The organism is Mesorhizobium sp. M0139, from assembly GCF_040322455.1.
In the GTDB taxonomy this organism is placed as follows: Bacteria; Pseudomonadota; Alphaproteobacteria; order Rhizobiales; family Rhizobiaceae; genus Mesorhizobium.
In genome coordinates, this window is sequence record NZ_JAMYTN010000001.1 from 409,838 (window position 1) to 428,035 (window position 18,198).

16 protein-coding genes and 1 tRNA gene are annotated in these 18,198 nt (G+C 61.4%); 7 read left to right on the plus strand and 10 right to left on the minus strand.

Translation table 11 applies throughout. From position 1 onward, the window contains the following. Positions 1–198: 198 nt before the first annotated feature. The 3 genes from NKJ58_RS02035 to NKJ58_RS02045 are packed head-to-tail and all read left to right on the plus strand — an operon-like array spanning position 199 to position 5,940. Positions 199–1,251 carry an ImuA family protein gene (locus NKJ58_RS02035; protein WP_352519402.1) on the plus strand — a complete coding sequence of 351 codons (1,053 nt, stop codon included), beginning with the start codon at positions 199–201 and terminating at the stop codon, positions 1,249–1,251. After that, the gene (locus NKJ58_RS02040) at positions 1,193–2,671 is read left to right on the plus strand and encodes a DUF6504 family protein (RefSeq protein WP_352519403.1); all 1,479 of its coding nucleotides are present in this window, start codon (positions 1,193–1,195) and stop codon (positions 2,669–2,671) included. The genes NKJ58_RS02035 and NKJ58_RS02040 overlap by 59 nt, the downstream gene beginning before the upstream one ends. After that, entirely contained in the window at positions 2,668–5,940 is a 3,273-nt protein-coding gene (locus NKJ58_RS02045) for an error-prone DNA polymerase (protein ID WP_352519404.1), read from the plus strand. Before NKJ58_RS02040 ends, NKJ58_RS02045 begins: the two co-directional genes overlap by 4 nt. A gap of 120 nt (positions 5,941–6,060) precedes the next feature. On the opposite strand, the gene NKJ58_RS02050 is transcribed toward NKJ58_RS02045, so the two are convergent. From NKJ58_RS02050 to NKJ58_RS02065, 4 genes are all read right to left on the minus strand, one after another. After that, complete coding sequence (locus NKJ58_RS02050; protein ID WP_023816100.1) at positions 6,061–6,303, minus strand: Trm112 family protein; 243 nt, start codon at positions 6,301–6,303, stop codon at positions 6,061–6,063. A gap of 30 nt (positions 6,304–6,333) precedes the next feature. Then, positions 6,334–7,005 (minus strand): LON peptidase substrate-binding domain-containing protein, encoded by a 672-nt coding sequence (locus tag NKJ58_RS02055; protein WP_023816101.1) that lies wholly within the window; start codon positions 7,003–7,005, stop codon positions 6,334–6,336. A gap of 111 nt (positions 7,006–7,116) precedes the next feature. After that, the gene (gene trxA, locus NKJ58_RS02060; protein WP_352519405.1) at positions 7,117–8,124 is read right to left on the minus strand and encodes a thioredoxin; all 1,008 of its coding nucleotides are present in this window, start codon (positions 8,122–8,124) and stop codon (positions 7,117–7,119) included. Positions 8,125–8,204: 80 nt separating this feature from the next. Beyond that, positions 8,205–8,702 (minus strand): prolyl-tRNA synthetase associated domain-containing protein, encoded by a 498-nt coding sequence (locus NKJ58_RS02065; RefSeq protein WP_023672125.1) that lies wholly within the window; start codon positions 8,700–8,702, stop codon positions 8,205–8,207. A gap of 216 nt (positions 8,703–8,918) precedes the next feature. Between NKJ58_RS02065 and NKJ58_RS02070 the strand changes: the two genes are divergently transcribed. Beyond that, positions 8,919–8,993, plus strand: a tRNA-Gly gene (locus NKJ58_RS02070). Between the two features lie 502 nt (positions 8,994–9,495). Then, positions 9,496–11,541: a hypothetical protein gene (locus NKJ58_RS02075; RefSeq protein WP_352538707.1), complete on the plus strand. Its 2,046-nt coding sequence runs from the start codon at positions 9,496–9,498 to the stop codon at positions 11,539–11,541. 155 nt (positions 11,542–11,696) lie between these two features. On the opposite strand, the gene NKJ58_RS02080 is transcribed toward NKJ58_RS02075, so the two are convergent. Then, positions 11,697–11,897, minus strand: coding sequence for a helix-turn-helix domain-containing protein (locus NKJ58_RS02080; protein ID WP_352852744.1), 201 nt, complete (start codon positions 11,895–11,897; stop codon positions 11,697–11,699). A 237-nt stretch (positions 11,898–12,134) separates the two neighbouring features. Here NKJ58_RS02080 and NKJ58_RS02085 point away from each other — a divergent pair, with 237 nt between their 5' ends. Then, positions 12,135–12,764 carry a hypothetical protein gene (locus tag NKJ58_RS02085; RefSeq protein WP_352538709.1) on the plus strand — a complete coding sequence of 210 codons (630 nt, stop codon included), beginning with the start codon at positions 12,135–12,137 and terminating at the stop codon, positions 12,762–12,764. Positions 12,765–12,827: 63 nt separating this feature from the next. Beyond that, on the plus strand, positions 12,828–13,379 hold the full coding sequence (locus tag NKJ58_RS02090; protein ID WP_352538710.1) for a hypothetical protein: 552 nt from the start codon (positions 12,828–12,830) through the stop codon (positions 13,377–13,379). Between the two features lie 211 nt (positions 13,380–13,590). On the opposite strand, the gene NKJ58_RS02095 is transcribed toward NKJ58_RS02090, so the two are convergent. The 5 genes from NKJ58_RS02095 to NKJ58_RS02115 form a co-directional block, all read right to left on the minus strand. Further along, positions 13,591–13,752 carry a hypothetical protein gene (locus NKJ58_RS02095; protein WP_352538711.1) on the minus strand — a complete coding sequence of 54 codons (162 nt, stop codon included), beginning with the start codon at positions 13,750–13,752 and terminating at the stop codon, positions 13,591–13,593. Positions 13,753–13,969: 217 nt separating this feature from the next. Next, positions 13,970–15,208 carry a tyrosine-type recombinase/integrase gene (locus NKJ58_RS02100; protein ID WP_352538712.1) on the minus strand — a complete coding sequence of 413 codons (1,239 nt, stop codon included), beginning with the start codon at positions 15,206–15,208 and terminating at the stop codon, positions 13,970–13,972. A 426-nt stretch (positions 15,209–15,634) separates the two neighbouring features. Next, entirely contained in the window at positions 15,635–17,221 is a 1,587-nt protein-coding gene (locus NKJ58_RS02105; RefSeq protein WP_352538713.1) for a virulence-associated E family protein, read from the minus strand. Further along, complete coding sequence (locus NKJ58_RS02110; RefSeq protein WP_352538714.1) at positions 17,218–17,781, minus strand: DNA-primase RepB domain-containing protein; 564 nt, start codon at positions 17,779–17,781, stop codon at positions 17,218–17,220. Before NKJ58_RS02110 ends, NKJ58_RS02105 begins: the two co-directional genes overlap by 4 nt. Beyond that, positions 17,778–17,972 (minus strand): hypothetical protein, encoded by a 195-nt coding sequence (locus NKJ58_RS02115; RefSeq protein ID WP_352538715.1) that lies wholly within the window; start codon positions 17,970–17,972, stop codon positions 17,778–17,780. Before NKJ58_RS02115 ends, NKJ58_RS02110 begins: the two co-directional genes overlap by 4 nt. Positions 17,973–18,198 lie beyond the last annotated feature (226 nt).

Sequence of the window (18,198 nt, forward strand, 5' to 3'; positions counted from 1 at the left end):
TCCCTCCGGACTCGGCAAATGGACGGGTACCTGGCCGATGACTGTTTCTTTGCGCCGAATGGCTGCGACCAAAGTCCAAGGTTGGCCTCGCCACCTTTGATCAAGGAATAAATTCCTTCTGACTCCGCTTGACTCTTTCGGCACCCTCTGGAATCTATAGGAACATAACAGGAACAATTATGAGAGAAATTGACCGTCATGGCGACATCAGCCGTGGCGCGGGAGACTGTTTTTGCCCTGCGCCGCCAGATCGCGAAGATCGAGGGAACGCTGCCCGAGCGCCTGGCCGTGCCGGCCGGCGAGCGACCTCGTGCGCGTGCTGAGGGCTGTCTCCACGCCGCGCCTGAACCCGATTCCGATGTTACCATCATCCGGCGCGGGCTTGCCGCAGCTTTGCCGGATGCTTTCCTGGCCACCGGCATCGAACGCCTCGATGCGGCCCTCAGCGGCGGCCTTCCGAAAGCCGCCTTGAGCGAAATCCATGGCCTTGAGACCCGCAATGCCGGGGCCGTCGCAGGCTTTGTGCTGTCGCTTGTCAGCCTGATCCTCAAGGGCCAGCCCTTGCCCGTGCTGTGGATCGGCACGTCGGAGATTTTTCGCGAGGCCGGCTTTCCCTATGCCAGGGGATTGCAGGGCATGTTCGGTATCGCACCGGAGCAGTTGCTGTTTTCCGAGGCGCCGAAACTCACCGATGCGCTGTGGGTAGCCGAGGAGGCCGCCAAGATGACGGCGCTCGCCGCAATCATCCTCGAAATCCGTGGCAGCCCGCAGCGGCTCGACCTCACCGCGACGCGCCGGCTGCACGCGCGCGCCCAAAACGCCGGCCGGCCGGTATTCCTGCTGCGCCAGGCCGGCGAAGCCGAGCCGACCGCCGCCCCGGTGCGCCTCATCGTGTCGGCTGCACCAGCGACATCGCGCCGGACGATCGCCGGGCCGCTTGCCGGGTCGATCGGCCACCCTGCCTTCACCGTCAGCATCGGCAAGAGCCGCACCGCTCTGCCTGGACAATTCACACTGGAGTGGAACCCCGATGAACACGCATTCGAAGAAAGAAAGCCCCGCGAAAAACGGGCAGAGAATTCTGTCGCTGTGGTTCCCGCATCTGGCGGCAGAACGGATCCTGCGCCAGCGCCTGGGACGGTCGTGGCGTTCCCGGCCTTCGGATCATCTGCCGCCATCTCACCCACCGCTCGTGATCAGCCATCGCGACCGCAACGCCCAGCGCATATCGGCCCTCGACGAGCGGGCTGAGGCGCTGCATCTGAAGCCTGGCATGGGCATTGCCGATGCGCGCGCCATGCATCCCTCGATCGACATCGTCGAGGCCGATCCGGACGCCGATCGCCGGCTGCTCGAAGGCCTCGCCGACTGGTGCGATCGCTATACGCCGCTGGTGGCGCTCGACGGTACTGATGGCCTTTATCTCGACGTCACCGGCTGCACGCATCTGTTCGGCGGCGAGCGCGCCATGCTGGACGACATCCTTGCGCGGTTTTTCCAGCAGGGTTTCGATGTCCGCGCCGGGTTGGCCGCGACGCCGGGTGCAGCCTGGGCGGCGGCGCGCTTCTGCGGCAACCGCATCGTTGTCTCCGGCGAGGAGGAAGCGCTGCTCGCCCCCTTGCCGCTGGCGGCACTGCGCATGGAGGCCGATATCCGCGCCAGCTTGGAAAGCGTCGGCCTGCGGACCGCCGGCGCGGTCATGGCAGCGCCGCGCGCGCCGCTCGCCCGTCGCTTCGGCGCGACCTTGCTGTTGCGTCTTGACCAGGCGCTCGGTCGCCTCGACGAGGCGGTATCGCCGCGCCTGCCCGTGGCCCCGCTTTCGGTCGAACGCCACCTGGCCGAGCCGGTCGTGCTGACCGCCGAGATCGAACGGCTGGTGCTCTTGCTGGCGGTGACGCTGAAGGCCGATCTCGAACGCCGCGGCGAGGGCGCAAGGATGCTGGCGCTGCTTTTGTTTCGCGTCGACGGCGCCGTCAGCCGCATCGCTGTCGGTACCTCGCGACCGTTGCGCGAACCCAAGCTTATCCAGCGCCTGTTCCATGAGCGGCTGGCCGCGCTCGAACAGGACATCGATGCCGGCTACGGCTTCGACCTGGTGCGGCTTTCGGTGCTGGCGGCCGCCGGCTTCGACATGCAGCAGGCCGATTTGACCGGCGAGACCGAGGATGACGGCGCCGACATGGCACTCTTTGCCGACCGCATCCGCGCCAGGCTCGGCGACAGTGCGGTGCTGAAACCGGTCGCCCTCGAGAGCCATCTGCCGGAGCGCGCCATCGCCACCATCCCGTTCTCGGAAGCGCCACAACGCAAAACACCGCTCAGGAAGCCGGGCTCGAAAGACGCGCCGCGCGCAACCATCTTCCCGCCGGAACGGCCGATCCGGCTGTTCCGTTCGCCCGAGCCGATCGAGGTGCCGGCCACCGAAATGCCTGAGGGTCCGCCGATGAATTTCCGCTGGCGCCGCGCGCTCTACCGGGTCGCGCGCGCCGAGGGGCCGGAACGCATCGCGCCGGAATGGTGGCGTGAAACGTCAAGCGATCCGCTCACATCGACGCGTGACTATTTCCGGATCGAGGATGCCGACGGCCGCCGCTACTGGCTCTACCGGCAAGGCCTCTATGGCAACCCGCAGGTGCCGCCGCGCTGGTTCATGCATGGGGTCTTCGCATGAACGCGCTGACCGTCATCCCCTATGCGGAATTCGGCATCCAGTCGAACTTCTCCTTCCTGCGCGGCGCCTCCAAGCCGGAGGAGCTGGTGGTGGCGGCCAAATTCCTCGGCTTTTCCTCGATCGGACTGGCAGACCGCAACACGGTGGCCGGCGTCGTGCGCGCCTGGCAGCAGGCCAAGGTCGAGAAGCTCGCCTATCACCCCGGTTGCCGCCTGGTGTTCGGCGACGGCACGCCGGACATTCTCGCCTATCCGCAGAACCGCAAGGGCTGGGGCCATCTCTGCCGCATGCTGACGCAAGCCAATTTGCGCGATGAAAACGAGAAGGGCGCGACCCTTCTCCAGCGCAGCGACCTGCTCGAATGGGGCGACCTGCTGTCGCTGGCGGTGCTGCCGGATCTCTCGGCGAATGCCGACGATCCCCTGGCATTGGTCCGTCAACTGAAAGACCGTTTCGGCGCTAATTTGCGGCTAGGCATGGCGCCGGATTATCGCGGCAATGACCGTTTCCGCATCGAGCAGGCGGCGGGCATGGCGGACATCGCCGGCGTGCCGCTGATGGCGACCAACGACGTGCTTTATCACAGCGCCGAGCGCCGCTCGCTGCAAGATGTGCTCACCGCCATCCGCCTCAATTTGCCGGTCGCCGAGGTCGGGCTGGAATTGACGGCCAACGCCGAGCGCCATCTGAAGCCGCCGCTGGAAATGGCCCGTCTCTTCCGCCGCCATCCACGGGCGCTGGCCGAGACGCTGCGCTTTGCCGGCGAACTGACCTTCTCGCTCAGCGACCTCCAGTACAATTATCCCGACGAGCCGACGCAATCAGGGCTTGGGCCGCAGGCCGAGCTAGAGCGTCTGGCCAGGGAGGGGGCCGCCACGCGCTATCCGGCGGGCGTCCCCGCTTCCGTCTTGCAGCGCATCAGTGAGGAGCTCGCTCTGATCGAGCGTCTGAATTATGCGCGCTATTTCCTGACCGTTTACGACATCGTCCAGTTCGCCCGCAATGAGGGCATTCTGTGCCAGGGCAGAGGCTCGGCCGCCAACTCGATCGTCTGCTACTGCATCGGCATCACCGAGGTCGGCCCCGAGCGCATCGACACGTTGTTCGAGCGCTTCATTTCCGAGGAGCGCAACGAGCCGCCCGACATCGACGTCGATTTCGAGCATGAGCGGCGTGAGGAGGTGATCCAGTACATCTACTCCAAATACAGCGCCAAGCGCACCGCGCTGGCTGCCGCCGTCATCAGCTATCGCGGCCGCTCGGCGCTGCGCGAGGTGGCCAAGGCCATGGGCCTGTCGGACGATGTCCGCAGTGCGCTCTCCAGTTCGATCTGGGGCTGGTCGACCTCGGAGCTCGGCGAGAAGGAGGCGCATGCCGGCGGCCTCGACCGCAACGAGACCTCGACCCGTCGCGTGATCGCCCACGCCAACGAGATCATGGGCTTTCCCCGGCACCTGTCGCAGCATGTCGGCGGCTTCGTCATTACCCGCGACCGGCTCGACGAGATCGTCCCCATCGTCAAGACGGCGATGGAGGCGCGCAAGATGGTCGAGTGGGATAAGGACGATCTCGACTCGGTGAAGATCCTGAAGGTGGATATTCTGGCGCTCGGCATGCTGACCTGCCTCAAACGCGCCTTCACCTTGCTCACCGACTATTATCCGAAGGCCCGGGATGATTACGGCCGACCCTATGTGCTGGCCACCCTGCCGCCGGAAGAGAACGACGTGTACGACATGATCTGCCGCGCCGACACGCTCGGCGTCTTCCAGATCGAATCGCGCGCGCAGATGTCTATGCTGCCGCGTCTACGCCCGCGCGAATTCTACGACCTGGTCATCGAGGTGGCGATCGTGCGGCCCGGTCCGATCCAGGGTGATATGGTGCATCCCTATCTGCGCCGCCGGCAGAAAAAGGAAATGCCTGAGTACCCCAAGCCGGAACTGGAAGAAATCCTGGGCAAGACGCTGGGCGTGCCGTTGTTCCAGGAACAGGCGATGAAGATCGCCATCGTCGCCGGCGGCTTCAGGCCGGGCGAGGCGGACGAACTACGCCGCGCCATGGCCACCTTCAAGCGCACCGGCACCATCGGCAATTACCGCCAGCGCATGATCGACGGCATGGTCGGCAAGGGATACACCAAGGACTTCGCCGAGCGCTGCTTCAAGCAGATCGAAGGCTTCGGCGAATACGGCTTTCCCGAAAGCCACGCCGCCTCCTTCGCTTTGCTCGTCTATGCCTCCTGCTGGTTCAAGACCTTTTATCCCGACGTGTTCTGCGCCGCGATCCTGAATTCGCAGCCGATGGGGTTTTACCAGCCGGCCCAGCTGGTGCGCGACGCGCGCGACCATGGCGTCGATATCCGCGACGTCGACGTCAATTTTTCCGACTGGGACTGCACCCTGGAGAAAGCCCAATTCGATCCGGGCCGCATCCTTGCGCGCCATGCCGAAATGCGCGGTGTCATCAAGACCCGGTGCGCCGTCCGGCTTGGCTTCCGTCAGATCAAGGGCTTGGCCGAGAAGCGTATGGAAGCTTTCACCGCGCGGCGCGGCGCCGGCTATACAAGCGTCAGGGATGTCTGGCTGCGCTCGGGCCTCGATGTCGGCGAAATCGAAAGACTGGCGCAGGCTGACGCCTTCCGCTCGCTCGGCCTCGACCGTCGTGAAGCCTTGTGGGCGGTACGCGCGCTGGATGGCAAGAGCGCCGCCGAACGGCTGCCGCTGTTCGACCAGCCGGCGATCCGGCTGCGCGAACTCGAGCCCGAGACAAAACTGCCGACAATGCCGCTCGGCGAGCACGTCATCCACGACTACCGCGCGCTCGGCCTGTCGCTGAAGGCGCATCCGGTCGCCTTCCTGCGCGAGCGGCTCGACCGCGCCGGCGTCATTCCCAATGCCAATCTCGGCTCGGTGCGCGACGGCAGGCGGGTCTCGGTCGCCGGCCTGGTGCTGGTGCGGCAGCGGCCCGGCAAGGGCAATGCGATCTTCCTGACGCTGGAAGACGACAAGGCCGTCGCCAACGTCATTTTCTGGGAGCGGACCTTTACCCGTTTCCGGCCCATCGTCATGGGCGCGCGCTTCGTCAAGGTCACCGGCAAGCTGCAGTCGGAATCCGACGTCATCCACATCGTCGCCGAGAAGATCGAGGATTTGACGCCGTGGCTGACGGTGCTGCTGGAAGAGATGACGCCGGCTGCCCGGCCCGACATTGCCACCCTCTCGGACAAAGCTGAAAGGGTCATGCCCAAGGGGCGGAATTTTCAGTAGGCAAGTGCAGGGCGGTCGGGAGCCCATGACATTAATGCCGGCAAGGGCAGAGGGGGGCGCGAAGGATCGCCAACAGAATGGCTTCTTAGGCTGAGGTCCGTTTGAACCACCCCTGGCCCTTCAGCCCGGCCCACCCAATCGCGGCGGCGACAGCACGTCTTCCGCCGAAATAGTCCGCGCCTCCGAGGGCAGCATGATCGGGATGCCGTCGCGCACGGGATAAGCGAGCTTGGCAGCCCGCGAGATCAACTCGCCGCGCACCGGGTCCCAGGCCAGCGGCCCCTTGGTCAGCGGGCAGGCCAGCAGCTCCAGCAATTTTGGATCGACATTGACCGACTTGCCGTCACGCCCATCCGCAGCCATTGGATCCCCCTTCAGCCATCGGCTCAGCCCTTATTGCAGGCTGGAACCAAAGTCCTCATTCTCGCGCGCCAGCGCCATTTCGGTGATCGCGATCAGCGTCTCCGCGCGGGCTTTCAGGTCGGGCGCCTCCAGCAGCGCCTGTTTCTCGGCCGGTCCGTAGGGCGACATCATCGACAGCGCATTGACCAGCATGGTATTCTCGGCGCGGCTGACGCTTTCCCAATCGGCTTCGAGATCGTTGGCCTGCAGATAGGCGCGAAACGCTTTCAACAGCGCCGGCCGGTCGATCTCGCTTGCCGCCTGGTCTTCGGCGAGATCGGTGAGGAACGGCGCCAGCTTGCATTGCCGGAACGGCGTCTTCACCGGCAATTCGCTGGTGATGCGGAAACGGCAGACGCCCTGCAGCGAAATCAGATATCGGCCGTCGCCGCTCTCGGCCATCGAGATGATGCGCCCGGCGCAGCCGACATTGCACAGTTCCGGCTCGCCGTCGGCGCGCAACGCGCCATTGAGGCTGGGCTGGACGATGCCGATCAGCCGCGCGCCGGCGATCGCCTCATCCACCATCTGCAGATAGCGCGGCTCGAAAATGTTGAGCGGCATGCGCCCGCCCGGCAGCAGCAGCGCGCCGGCAAGCGGAAACACCGGAATGGTTGCCGGCAGATCCTTGCCGACCCGGTAAAATGCGTTTCCGACCTGCACCTTCACTCCTCCGACCCGCTTCGGGCGCGATGTTATCGGCCTAATCTGGCGCGGCGGCCGCCGACCGCAAGGCCCGACAGCCACGCCCCGGCAATTTGGCCGGCAAACGGCTCAGGAAAACAGCAGCGACGACAATTTGCGCCGTGCCGCCAGCGTCGCCTCGTCGGTCATGCCCCAGGACTCGAACAGTTTCAGCAGCTGCGCCCTGGCGCCGTCCTCGTTCCACGTCCGGTCGGCTTTTATAATCGCCAGAAGATTGTCGGCCGCCGCATGGCGCTCGCCCTTGGCGTTCTGGATCATGGCGAGGTCGAAACGCGCCTGGTGGTCGCCGGGATTGGCGGCCAGTCGCTGCTCGAATTCAGCTGGATTGCCAAGTGCTGCCGCTTCCGCAGCCAGCGTCATCTTGGCACGCAGCGCGGCAAGTGCCGGCGCATTCTTCTTGGCCTCCGGCGCCGTTGCCAGCAGCGCCTCGGCGCCGTCGCTGTCGCCGGCCTCGAACAGAAGCTCGCCCAGCCCGGCAATCGCCTCGATCGTCTCCGGCGCCTGCGCCAGGATGGCGTCGTAAATGTCGGCTGCGGTCTGCGCATCGCCCGCCGCATGCGCTTCCGCCGCCGCGGCCAGTGCTTCGGCCACCGGCGGCGCACCATTGCCCTTGCCGCCGACCTTGGTGATGAACTCGGCGATCTGGCTCTCGGGGATGGCGCCCATGAAGCCGTCGACAGGCTGGCCGTCCTTGAAGGCGATGACCGCCGGGATCGATTGGATGCCGAGCTGGCCGGCGATCGAGGGATGATCGTCAATGTTCATTTTGACCAGCTTGACCTTGCCGCCGGCGGCCTTGACCGCCTTTTCCAGAAGCGGCGTGAGCTGCTTGCAGGGCCCGCACCACGGCGCCCAGAAATCGACCAGTACCGGCTGTTTGCGCGATTCCTGGATGACGTCGGCGGCGAAAGTGGCGGTCGTGGTGTCCTTGATCAGCTCGCCAGCGGCAGGTGCTGCGCCGGGTGTCGGGCCAAGTGCCGACTTGGCCGGCTCGGCGCCGCCATATTGCACGGACGTGGTGTACTGGCCAGAATTGCCGCCGAATTGGCCGCCAAACGGATTGTTGTTGTCGCTCATGTCGTCGCCCTTCCGATCGCGCCCAGCGGAGCAGCGCGACGTCCTTAACTAGAGGTCAGTTTTCGCCATCCATGTGGCGATCAAGCCGAGACTTTCAAGATAGCAGCATCATGTCCGGTTGCCTCGACGAATCTGATGAGGTCGGCGGACGCGATCGACGTCGTCGCCTCATTGGTCAGCGGATGCGCGTTGACTGTCGCATGTGCTATCAAATCCTGGTCGAGCACCACTTTGACCCGTCTTTCGGTGTCGTTGATCAGCCCGAACACGGTGACCGCGCCCGGAATGACACCGAGCAGCTCCATCAGCATCTCCGGCTTGCCGAACGACACCCGGCCGGCGGCGCCGATCATCGTGTGGATCTGCTTCAGGTCGACGACCGCCTCCTCGCCGACGCTGACCAGGAAGAAATTGTCCTTCTTGTCCTTGAGAAACAGATTTTTCGTGTGCCCGCCCGGTATCTCGCCGCGCAGCGACTGCGAATCGGCCACCGTATAGAGCGGCGGATGGCGCACGGTCGACACTGATATGCCGAGATCGGCAAGAAAGGCGAAAAGCTCGGCTTCGGTCTTCGGCATTGGTGGTCTTCCCCTGTATCGGCGCGCGGCAAAGCCGTTTACGGCCAATGATGCCGCCGAGACAAGACCGTCATGCGGGAAGTCGATGAACCACCCGCGTGGCCGACAAGGTTCCGCCAAGCGATTTGGCGCGACCAAAAAGCCCGTCATTTCCCTGTTGCAATCGCCGCGCTCTTCAGCCATATAGGCCCGGCTTGCGGCCAAAGGGCCGTGTGAGCGGGTGTAGCTCAGGGGTAGAGCACAACCTTGCCAAGGTTGGGGTCGAGCGTTCGAATCGCTTCACCCGCTCCAGTTTCCTCCAAGGAAATCAAGCATCGAAAAGCCGCGGAACTCCGCGGCTTTTTCGTTTTTGGGCCGGTCAGAGATCGCGGCGACTTCAAGTCTGCGGAACGTCGTGGTCACCGTGCGGTTACTAGTTTCGCGGTTATCAGTTTGCGGATTCGACGCGGAGTAAAATCCGAACGTCGCGCAAGGGCACGCTGGGGATTGATAATAGTTCAAATCTGCGCTATCTCCCGAACACCGCGACGCAGGAATGCGCGTCGTCCACCTCCTTCAATCGCGTTGGAGGGCGGTTACGCGAAACAACTCAGGCATTGGCCCGATACGTTTCGTACGCCTTGGGAAGACGTTTCAGTCTTGTTGCCGCCTTCGGTGACGCCGGGATTGTCCTGGTAAACGGAAGGAGGATGCGCACGGACCTAGAGTCCTTGGCACCTCGGATCGTCAACCTCGTGTTGCGATCGGGTTTTTGACGAGTTCAGTCTCGATCGCCTAGCCAAGGACCATTGAAATGAACATCACTAGCACAAAAGAATATACCGTTCTTCCGCGTCCTGCGGAAAAACTTCCTGAGTATGCGCACGCAAAGGCCCGCCAAACCCTCGCAGAAAAACTGCAAGAGGCATTCGGCCTGTCCGCAGCGGCGGCAACAGCTATCTCTAACGCTGTTGTGGATCCGGCTGCGGTACGAAAGTCCATCAATGATACTGCGGACCCGACTGTTGAATCCATTGCCGTGCCTGGCGGAACCCTGCTTGGCATCCGAACTGCGGTGTGGGCTCGCCGGATCATGCCGGATGCCCGCAACCCACGCACGCTCCCGTCTCGTCGGCACCCCTTCGCAGTTGAACCTGGGAAGGGTGCTGAGGATTCAAAGTTTCGACCCGTGCCAGAGCCCCGCACCCCATCAGGTGTAGGTGCCGAGGTCGCTGAGCTGGCGGTCCAAATTGAGAGCCGCGAGCATCTGCATTGGGCTTCTCAGCAGGCGGCAGGATATGTGCTCGCAAACAACAACTGGAAGGATTCGATTGCTTCCCAGGGCGTCATGGAATCCGTCTATCTGGTCGCGATGACATATAACCATGATGACGGCATAGAACCGGTTACGACGCTCACTACCGTGGACGGGTCGTCCCGCGTAACGGCCACGCATGAGATACTCGGCATTCGATCGTCCGACGTGCCATACGATGACCAGGATACGAAGTTTCGGGGTCACATCCGCAAACTGAACGAAGAGTATGAGCGCGGAGCTGACAAACAGACCCTCGACACGCTGAGGTGCGAACGCATTCCGGCTTTGATCTTGGTTGGATTTGTGCCCTATCACTCAGGGACCACAGGGTTTCCGACAGCGGTCAAGTCGATTGTCGCGCTTCGCCATGTCGACCCCCCGACCCCTTGGGGGGAAGGTCCAGAAAATGAATCTCTTGCCGATGAAGTTCTCGATGAATTGCATCGTCGGAGTTTGATTACCAGCATTCAGCATGCCTACTACGCCGGCTCTTGCACAAGGGCGGAGGCACGCGCTGCCCACCTCTCGGATGATCCAGCGATTCGGGCAGCCGAAATTGTTGGTTTGCTGACGAATCCGGATCAGCGCTTCCGCACTGCCATTCGTGTCGCCGTTACGAGCCAGTCCACGCGGAAGCGGATTGGCACAAAGCTTCTGAACGACCTTGCCACGGCGCTTGTGCTTCGAGCGGTCGCGGGTGACCCTTCAAAAGCAGACCAGGTGCGCCGTTATCTCCGGTTCGCTTTTGGAAAATCGGTTCATAGCCAGGTTTGGCAGAGCACTTCCCGTGACACTGACACCTTGGTCAGAGCGGCGCTGTCCGAAGTCCATCAATCGATCGCCAATGGATCGGTTGACGAGAGGGGCCCAGCTTCTCTCGAACTTGCAGTCCGCGCGGCCTATCCCCTTGTTGTTTCGGGCAGGCTTAATGCCGACCGAGGCTCGGCTAACAATGATCAGCCCGATCGGCGGACGCCGGGTGAAGTCCTTGACGCTATGCGACAGAACGTTCAGGGCGTCCACCAGCTCGGTCAAGCCTTGAGAGATTTTGCCGAAGGTCGCCATATTCGGGCGGTCGCTGAAGACGGTTCAATCAAGGTGCAGGGCGATGCCGGCGACCAGATGGTCAATGACATCTACTTGCGGGGAGAATTCCCGCCTGCCGGGAAAGCGCGGGCACGCAGACCTGGGGATACGCCGACCGACCGCTACCACAACGCAGTAAGCGCCATGGCTAATGCGATCACGGCATTGACCGAAGCTTTCGACAATCTAAGAAGTGTCGAGGGAGATGACGGGCGGGCGCTTGTCGAAACGAAGGGTGTTGATCAGCGTGCCTGTGCGGCATGGCGTGAAGAACTGACCCAGATTGATGACGAGCTCGTCTTGTGGAGTGTGACGCATCGTCGGGCTAACGGTGCAAACGCCGATGCCCGTCGGTTGGTTGAAGAAGCAAAAAGTCTTGATGACGAGCCTATTATGGATGTTACGGATGAATGGGAACTAGAAGGCGATGAGCCCATCTCTCAGTCCGCTGATTAACCAATCGGCGTAAACCATCAAAAGTTTGAAACGCCAAGGTCAGTAAGTGGCCTTGGCGTTTTTGCGCTTCAGCCGGTATATACAATCCGGTGCGCCTCGTTCGCTCTTTAACGCTGCTTCCGCCGTGAGCCGTGTCATAACCATCTCATGCGGTTTCAACGCACGTCGGCCGCCCGCATGATTTGGTACGGGTCCGTGCCTATGGCTCGACACACCTCAATGTATTCTGCCACGTCGAGCCGCCGCTCGCCCAGCTCAAATTTCGATACAAAAGTCTGACGGACACCAAGGCGTTTCCCCAGTTCGATTTGGGTTATGCCAGCTTCCTTTCGCGCCTCTACAAGAAGCTCGATCATTCGGCGATAGAGATCATAACGGATTGAGGTCAAGAGGAGCGCCAATTCGAAACTGGCTGTCCAATAAAACCCTAAATCAGAGTACCCCAAAATCGGGTATTATGTCATTCTTCACTAAACTGAGGGATTCGGGGTCGGCGTGAAAGAACAATACGTCGGGGACATCAGCGACTATCGGAAGTATGCGTTGCTACGGGCGCTGTCAGCCGGCGGCGTTAACGGGTCGGCGTCTGCTGGATGCTGACGCCTTCGGATGGCAGTTCGGACGGCAACAAGCTCATTTACCTCAACAAGCCCGAACAGCACCGCGATCATGACCCAGTGCTATTCGACGTTCTCGCCCATACCGCATCGGAGCCAGACCGTCGCCGGCTGCAGGCCATTGAGGGTAGCAGCGCTGTCGCGAGTGCCACGTATTTCAATGAGTTACTCCCCGACAACGCTGCCGGTCGCCGGGCATTTATGGACAGATGCGCGTTCGAATTTCACGATGCTGACCTAGTGTTCTTCGATCCCGACAATGGCTTAGAAACAGCGCTCGCCAAAGGGCGGAAGAATTCAAGCAAGTACGTCTTCCTGGACGAACTGGCCACATTCTACGCTTCCGAAAAGTCGCTGCTGATCTACCAGCATTTTCCCAGGATCGAGCGGCGCGCTTTCATCGCCTCATGCACCGACCGCCTCCGGTCCGTGGCTTCCGGCGCCGCGATCTGGACGTTCACCACAGCGCATGTGGTGTTCTTCCTGCTTGTCCACCCAGACAGCCGAGCGCGCTTGGCTGTCGCGGCGATTGAGGCCTGCGGCCGGTGGGACGCGAGTTTCATCAAAGGCGAATATCTCGGATCGAACCGCATCGCTGTCGGATAATTGACAGCAGATTTTCCTCGTTATTTTTCGAATAACTTTGTAATTTCAAACGGATAGATAGCCATGAACATACCGAAAAAGCGTCTTACGAGCGCTACATTTCTCCTATCCACGCTGGCGCTCGCCGCCTGTACGCCGGTTGAGACCAAAACCTCGCTGCTCACGCCTGTTAGCGTTCAAATCCGGTCTGCCGGTCCCGGCGATTTCGTGATGAACTTCCAGTCCAGACGTTCTCTTCCCAACATCGTCGGCAAGGCCGACCTATTCGGCCGCACCACCGATGCGGGGCACACCACGGTCAGATATCTCGGCACGCGCCGCGGTCAAGCAGTGTTTGAACGGTCGGACGTGAGCGTCGAGAGCAATGCAACCACGATGAGCGAAACGCCACTCATTCTGCGCAACACCACCAACACCAACGTGAACGGCACGATCGGTGGAACTCCTGTCTCAGCGACCGCGGCATCGACCTCCTTCCAATACATTCCGCCGCGTGGCTCATCCCAATATGCAACTGCGGCGCAGCCGATCCAGATCGCGCTCGGGAAAGGGTCAAAGCGTCAAGGTCGAAGGCAGAACGCTGAGAGTTACGCGCGTGTCGCCGAATTCGGTTGACTACAGGGTAGAGTAGTTGGGTGTCGCGCGTACTGGGTATGCGCTCCAGATATTTTCGAGGGCCAAACGGGTCCCTTTGGCATTCTGTTACCTCTCGTTTGAAGGGGGAGGGTCGAGGCGCGCGCCCCGGAAACGAAGCACACATACGAAAATGCGGCGATCGAGAGTCGACCGCCGCATTGGGAAGGCGCAGCTGTGAGGTGGTGGCGGCTTATTCTGGCTCGATGGCGATGTGATCGACCGACTCACACTCCCCAAACTCTTCCAGCGCCCATTCGATCTCGGTTGCGTCGAGTTCCATCACTTCCGCAGCGGCTTCGAGCGGCATCCATTCCTCATTGCCGGTTCGCTTGTTCCTGATCAGGATGTGCATCGATCTCTCCCTACTGTCCAACAGGACAGTAAACCATGGCGAGAGCTCAGGCGCAATTATATCAAAGATATCATCATGTTAGCGACGATTTCCATGTTGCAGGCCTGCACCGCAGCCGTGCACCGCCAGCGGCGGTGCAGCCCGGCTGGCCGGCTGCCGTACCCACAGCGCTGAGCGTACGGTCCCCGTGGCGCGGCGTGGCCGGTGCCGGCATAGGCTAGCCGCTGTAGGCCCGGTCCAGCGCAGCGATCGCTGCGCTTCCGTCACGGACGGCCTGGGTGTAGTGACCGAGCGTGACCGTCGGGTTCGCGTGGCCAGCGATCTGAGCCACGAGGCCGATCTCGATGCCCTGAGCCTGAAGCATCGAAATGAACGAATGGCGCGCAGAGTGCGGCGTCACATATGGAAGTCCGAGCGCGGCGAACACCGGTGCCCAATAACGCTGCCGAAAATTCTGATAGAGCAGTGGACCGCCACCACCGATACGGGGCTTCGGCCATTCCTGTAGCCGGCCGGGGCCAGGGAACACGCGGTGCAGCTCCTTGCCCAACCTGGGGCAGCGAACCCGCCAAGCCAGCAGCATCTCGCGCAGCACGGCGCTCATGGGGATCTCGCGGGTACCGGCCTCCGTCTTGGTCATTTCGGTGAGCGAGCCGTCCCGCTCCTGGATGCGCCGGACGCGGATGACGTTGCGGTCGAAGTCCACCTCGCTCCACAACAGACCCAGCTGCTCGGAGGGCCTGGTGCCGGCGAGGAAGGCGAAGGCGTAGTAGATGCCTTGCTCCAGGTCGCTCTTCGCCGCCGTAATCAGCTTGGCGATATGCTCGGTGGCCAGGATCGTCTTTTTGATTTTGTGCCGCGCCCGCGCCAGCCCGGTCGGCATCGAAGGCGCACGGATGGAATAGTCTTCCTCGGCCAGCGCCAGGATGGACTTTAGGTGCGACTTGGCCCGATTTGCGGTGTAGCTGCCACACTGCTCGGTGACAGTCCTGTGCCACACGCGGATCATGGCAGTTGTCAGTTCCGATAGCTTGATATGTCCAAGCAATTTGATGAAGCGAGCATTCTTCGGTGGATTGCCAGTCTCAGTGAAGTCAGCACGTTCCTGCCTGGTGCCGATGAGCAGCGGTCCCCGGATTGCACCATACACCACCACCTTGTAGCCCTTCAGCGTCGATGACTTGACGTTGCCCTCCTTGGTCTGGAGCCAGTGCTCGATGGCCTGTGCAACGGTTGGGGCCTTGCGCTCATCCATGTAGCCGCCCTCCGCGACCTTGAGCAGCAGCGAGTTCCGGAACGCCTCGGCGTCCTTCTTACGGTTGAACGCACGGCGGCGGCGCTTCTGCGTAAGCGGCTCGCGATACTCACAGTAGTATTGCGGATAGAGAGCGACTTTGCCGTCGCGGAGCTTGCGGCGCCGGGTTGCGGTCGTGATGGAGACGTTGAAGTCATTCATGGCGTTGCTCATCCAAAAGGAAAAAAGCGGGAACGAAAACACGCGTCGGTAACCGGCACAAGTAATCGCCGGAGCGGCCAGCGAGCCCGTGAAACGGCCCGAACTGTAACCAGACGCGTAACCTCGGCATGTCAGGGAAGGTAGGAGCCGCGAGACGACGCGGCTCCGGATATCTCGGATTCCTCGGCCACCGAGGTTGAAATCGCGGCGCGTGATCTAGCTCAGGTCGACTGGGGGTGCCATATTCCTGTAGCCGCGCCGCGATGCCGGTTGGCTGAGAGCGCAACACAGCGGAGGGGACTATGCTGTGGCGTGTGTGGCATGCCACAGCCGCCTAGCGCGCCCGCCGCCTACACACCCGGCTACACATTCCTACACCGCTGACGCCGCCCCCCGGACATGCCACACACGCCACCACGCCACAGCCTAAAATTCTTGGGCATCGACGTGGCCTTCTGGTTTTGGGCGCTCGTAGCCACGGATCGTGTACTCGCCGACTCTAAACTTCGTAGGCTCCCAACCGAGCTTCCGCATCACGATAGCTAACCGCTTTGTGTGGAACTGGTTCTGGCGTTCTGCTTCGATTTTGAGCTTGCCTAAGAGTTCGTGCGTCCCCACACGCACCAGATGTCCGCTGGCGCGGCCTTTGACAGTAGCGAGGAGTTCGAGCCACGGGTCTTCCTCCAGCCGTGCCGCTTGCTCAACTGCGGCGGTCTCCCATAGGTTCGGTGAAAGGATGATGCTCTCGCCTTGGCGTTCGCGATGTGCAGCTTCCGCCCAAAGTTGAGCCCGGTCGCGCCTCAAGCCCTCAAGATCGATGACGGTAGTTTTTATCGGCCAGAACCGCCGGTTGCCCGTCTGGTCGCGGAGGTAGGTGGTTTCATTGGTGGTACCTATGAATACCGCTTGTCTTGGCCGCGCCTCGACAAAACGCCCGTATGCCATTCGGGATCGGTCTTCCTGGCGCGAAGCGAACGCCTTGATCTTATTGACTTCGGCTCGGTTGAATCCCTCGACCTCACCCAGCTCATAGATCCAAATCCCTTCGAGCAGTTCCATCTGGCTACGTGAATCCTGAGTGAGGATTTCCTGGTCAGAATGGAAACCCTCGCCCGCCATTATCCGGAGGGCAGTCGACTTGCCCGAACCTTGAGGGCCCTCCAAGATTGGGATCTGGTCAAATTTTACCCCTGGCACACGAACCCGACGAGCAGCGGCGATGAGAATTATCGGGCCAATTGCCCGATTAAGCGCTGTGTTTTCGGCGCCAAGATAGTCGACTAACCATGCGTCGATTCGCGGCTTTCCGTCCCATTCCAGGGAGTCGAGCATGTCGCAAACGGGGTGGAAGGAGTTTTCCAGGCAGTGTTGATTGACAGCGTCACGGACATTTTCAGCCCTGGGGTCAAAACCAAACGCAGCAATGATGAGGGCGCGGACCATCGCAACAGCATCATCGCTCAACTCCCCTTGGAATTCCTGCAGCGCCGCACCGTTTAGCATCTTTCGATGACGAAACCGGTCGTAGCTGAAGGTAAGTTCGAGCCGTTCAAGGGCCTGCAACGTATTGCGCATACTGGATCTCGGTTTACCGCTGCGCTCCACATCGATCCATCCAGCGGCCAGCGCTTCGGTTGCCCGCCGAGCCTGTCTAAGGGCATAGTTTTTCGGGTTTCGTTTTTCGAGAACAGAGGCCGAGATCCCATTTCTGGGATCTAACAAGATTCCAGCGATAGTTGTCTCATCGCACCCCGCTCGAGCCAACCCATGAGCGCCCGCAAAAACCGAATGACTTCTGCTTGGGTGACGAGGGTTGTGCCCTCCCCTTGGGCGTTCAGAGTCATCGCCGGTGCGTATCAGCTGTTTGAGGACTTCGCTAACACCGACCGACAGATCGTCTATTGACCTGGGTACGATTTCATCTAGCGAGGGCACCGGAGCTTTTCCGGTGCCAATAAAGGCGGGAGTAGCGACCGGAAAGTCATCGAGACCATAGGATAATGACCAGTTCATCCAATGACCCTCGCAAGGACTGGCACGCGGCCGGCCGCTCGTTTTTTTGCGTTCGGCAAATTAATCGTCCCCGGGAGTCGGAGGAGACGGTCGATGTTGTGACAGTTGTCACCGCCAAGCTGACGGGCGAGCCAGATGTTGATTCGCTCAGCCCGATCGAATTCGGTCGATGATTCAGTCAATCGCCAAAGCGCTTGGTATCCTCCACCAGAGAAGACAATAGCGGTCGGTGTAGGTCCAAATTCCCTCAACGCTGACAATGCAGCGTCGTCGTTCAAATCAACGTCAACATGCAGGGCACGGACTGCAACGATGTCCGGCTTTTTGGCTTTAATGTTGCGTGCATCCGTCCGCAACCGGTTGACGTGATAATAGAGGCCCTTTGTACCCTGCCGTCGTTCGATCCAATCGCGTGCTTGCTCATGTTCGTCAGGGATGAAGGTCCGGAATTCAGGTTGCCCCCCATCGGGTGGGAGGGCGGCTAAATCCCAACGATCTGAGGGAGTGAACCGCCTTAGAAAATCCATGGCCGAGGCAGTATCTGGCGTTAGGTTGCTCATGCCTTCTCCTCGCCACCGATTTGAGATCCAGCAATCCTTGTCTTGAGAGCGACGCGGATTTTGATCTCGACGGCTATGGTTCCCGTCGTGCAAGTGCCGTGGCTCCGCGCAGTGTTTCCGAGGTAAGTCGGACGAGCTAGATATTCGACCGGGTCGTCGAAATTCAGTTCTAGTTGGCGTTCGTCTTTCACAGCATGCCTCCCTGTCGGGTGGCATCGATGTAGGCGACGACCTCGGAGAGTTTGACCAGCTTCCGCGAGTTGAACGGGGTATAAGCTGGTATCACTCCAGAGCTTATGGCCCGACGCAGTGCCCAAGCATGGACGCCCAACGTTTTCGCGGCCATCTGGATATTGATCAGCTTTTCGGGCGCTGAAGGGCCGCTACAGGGTGAATTCTCCACAACACTCTCCGATC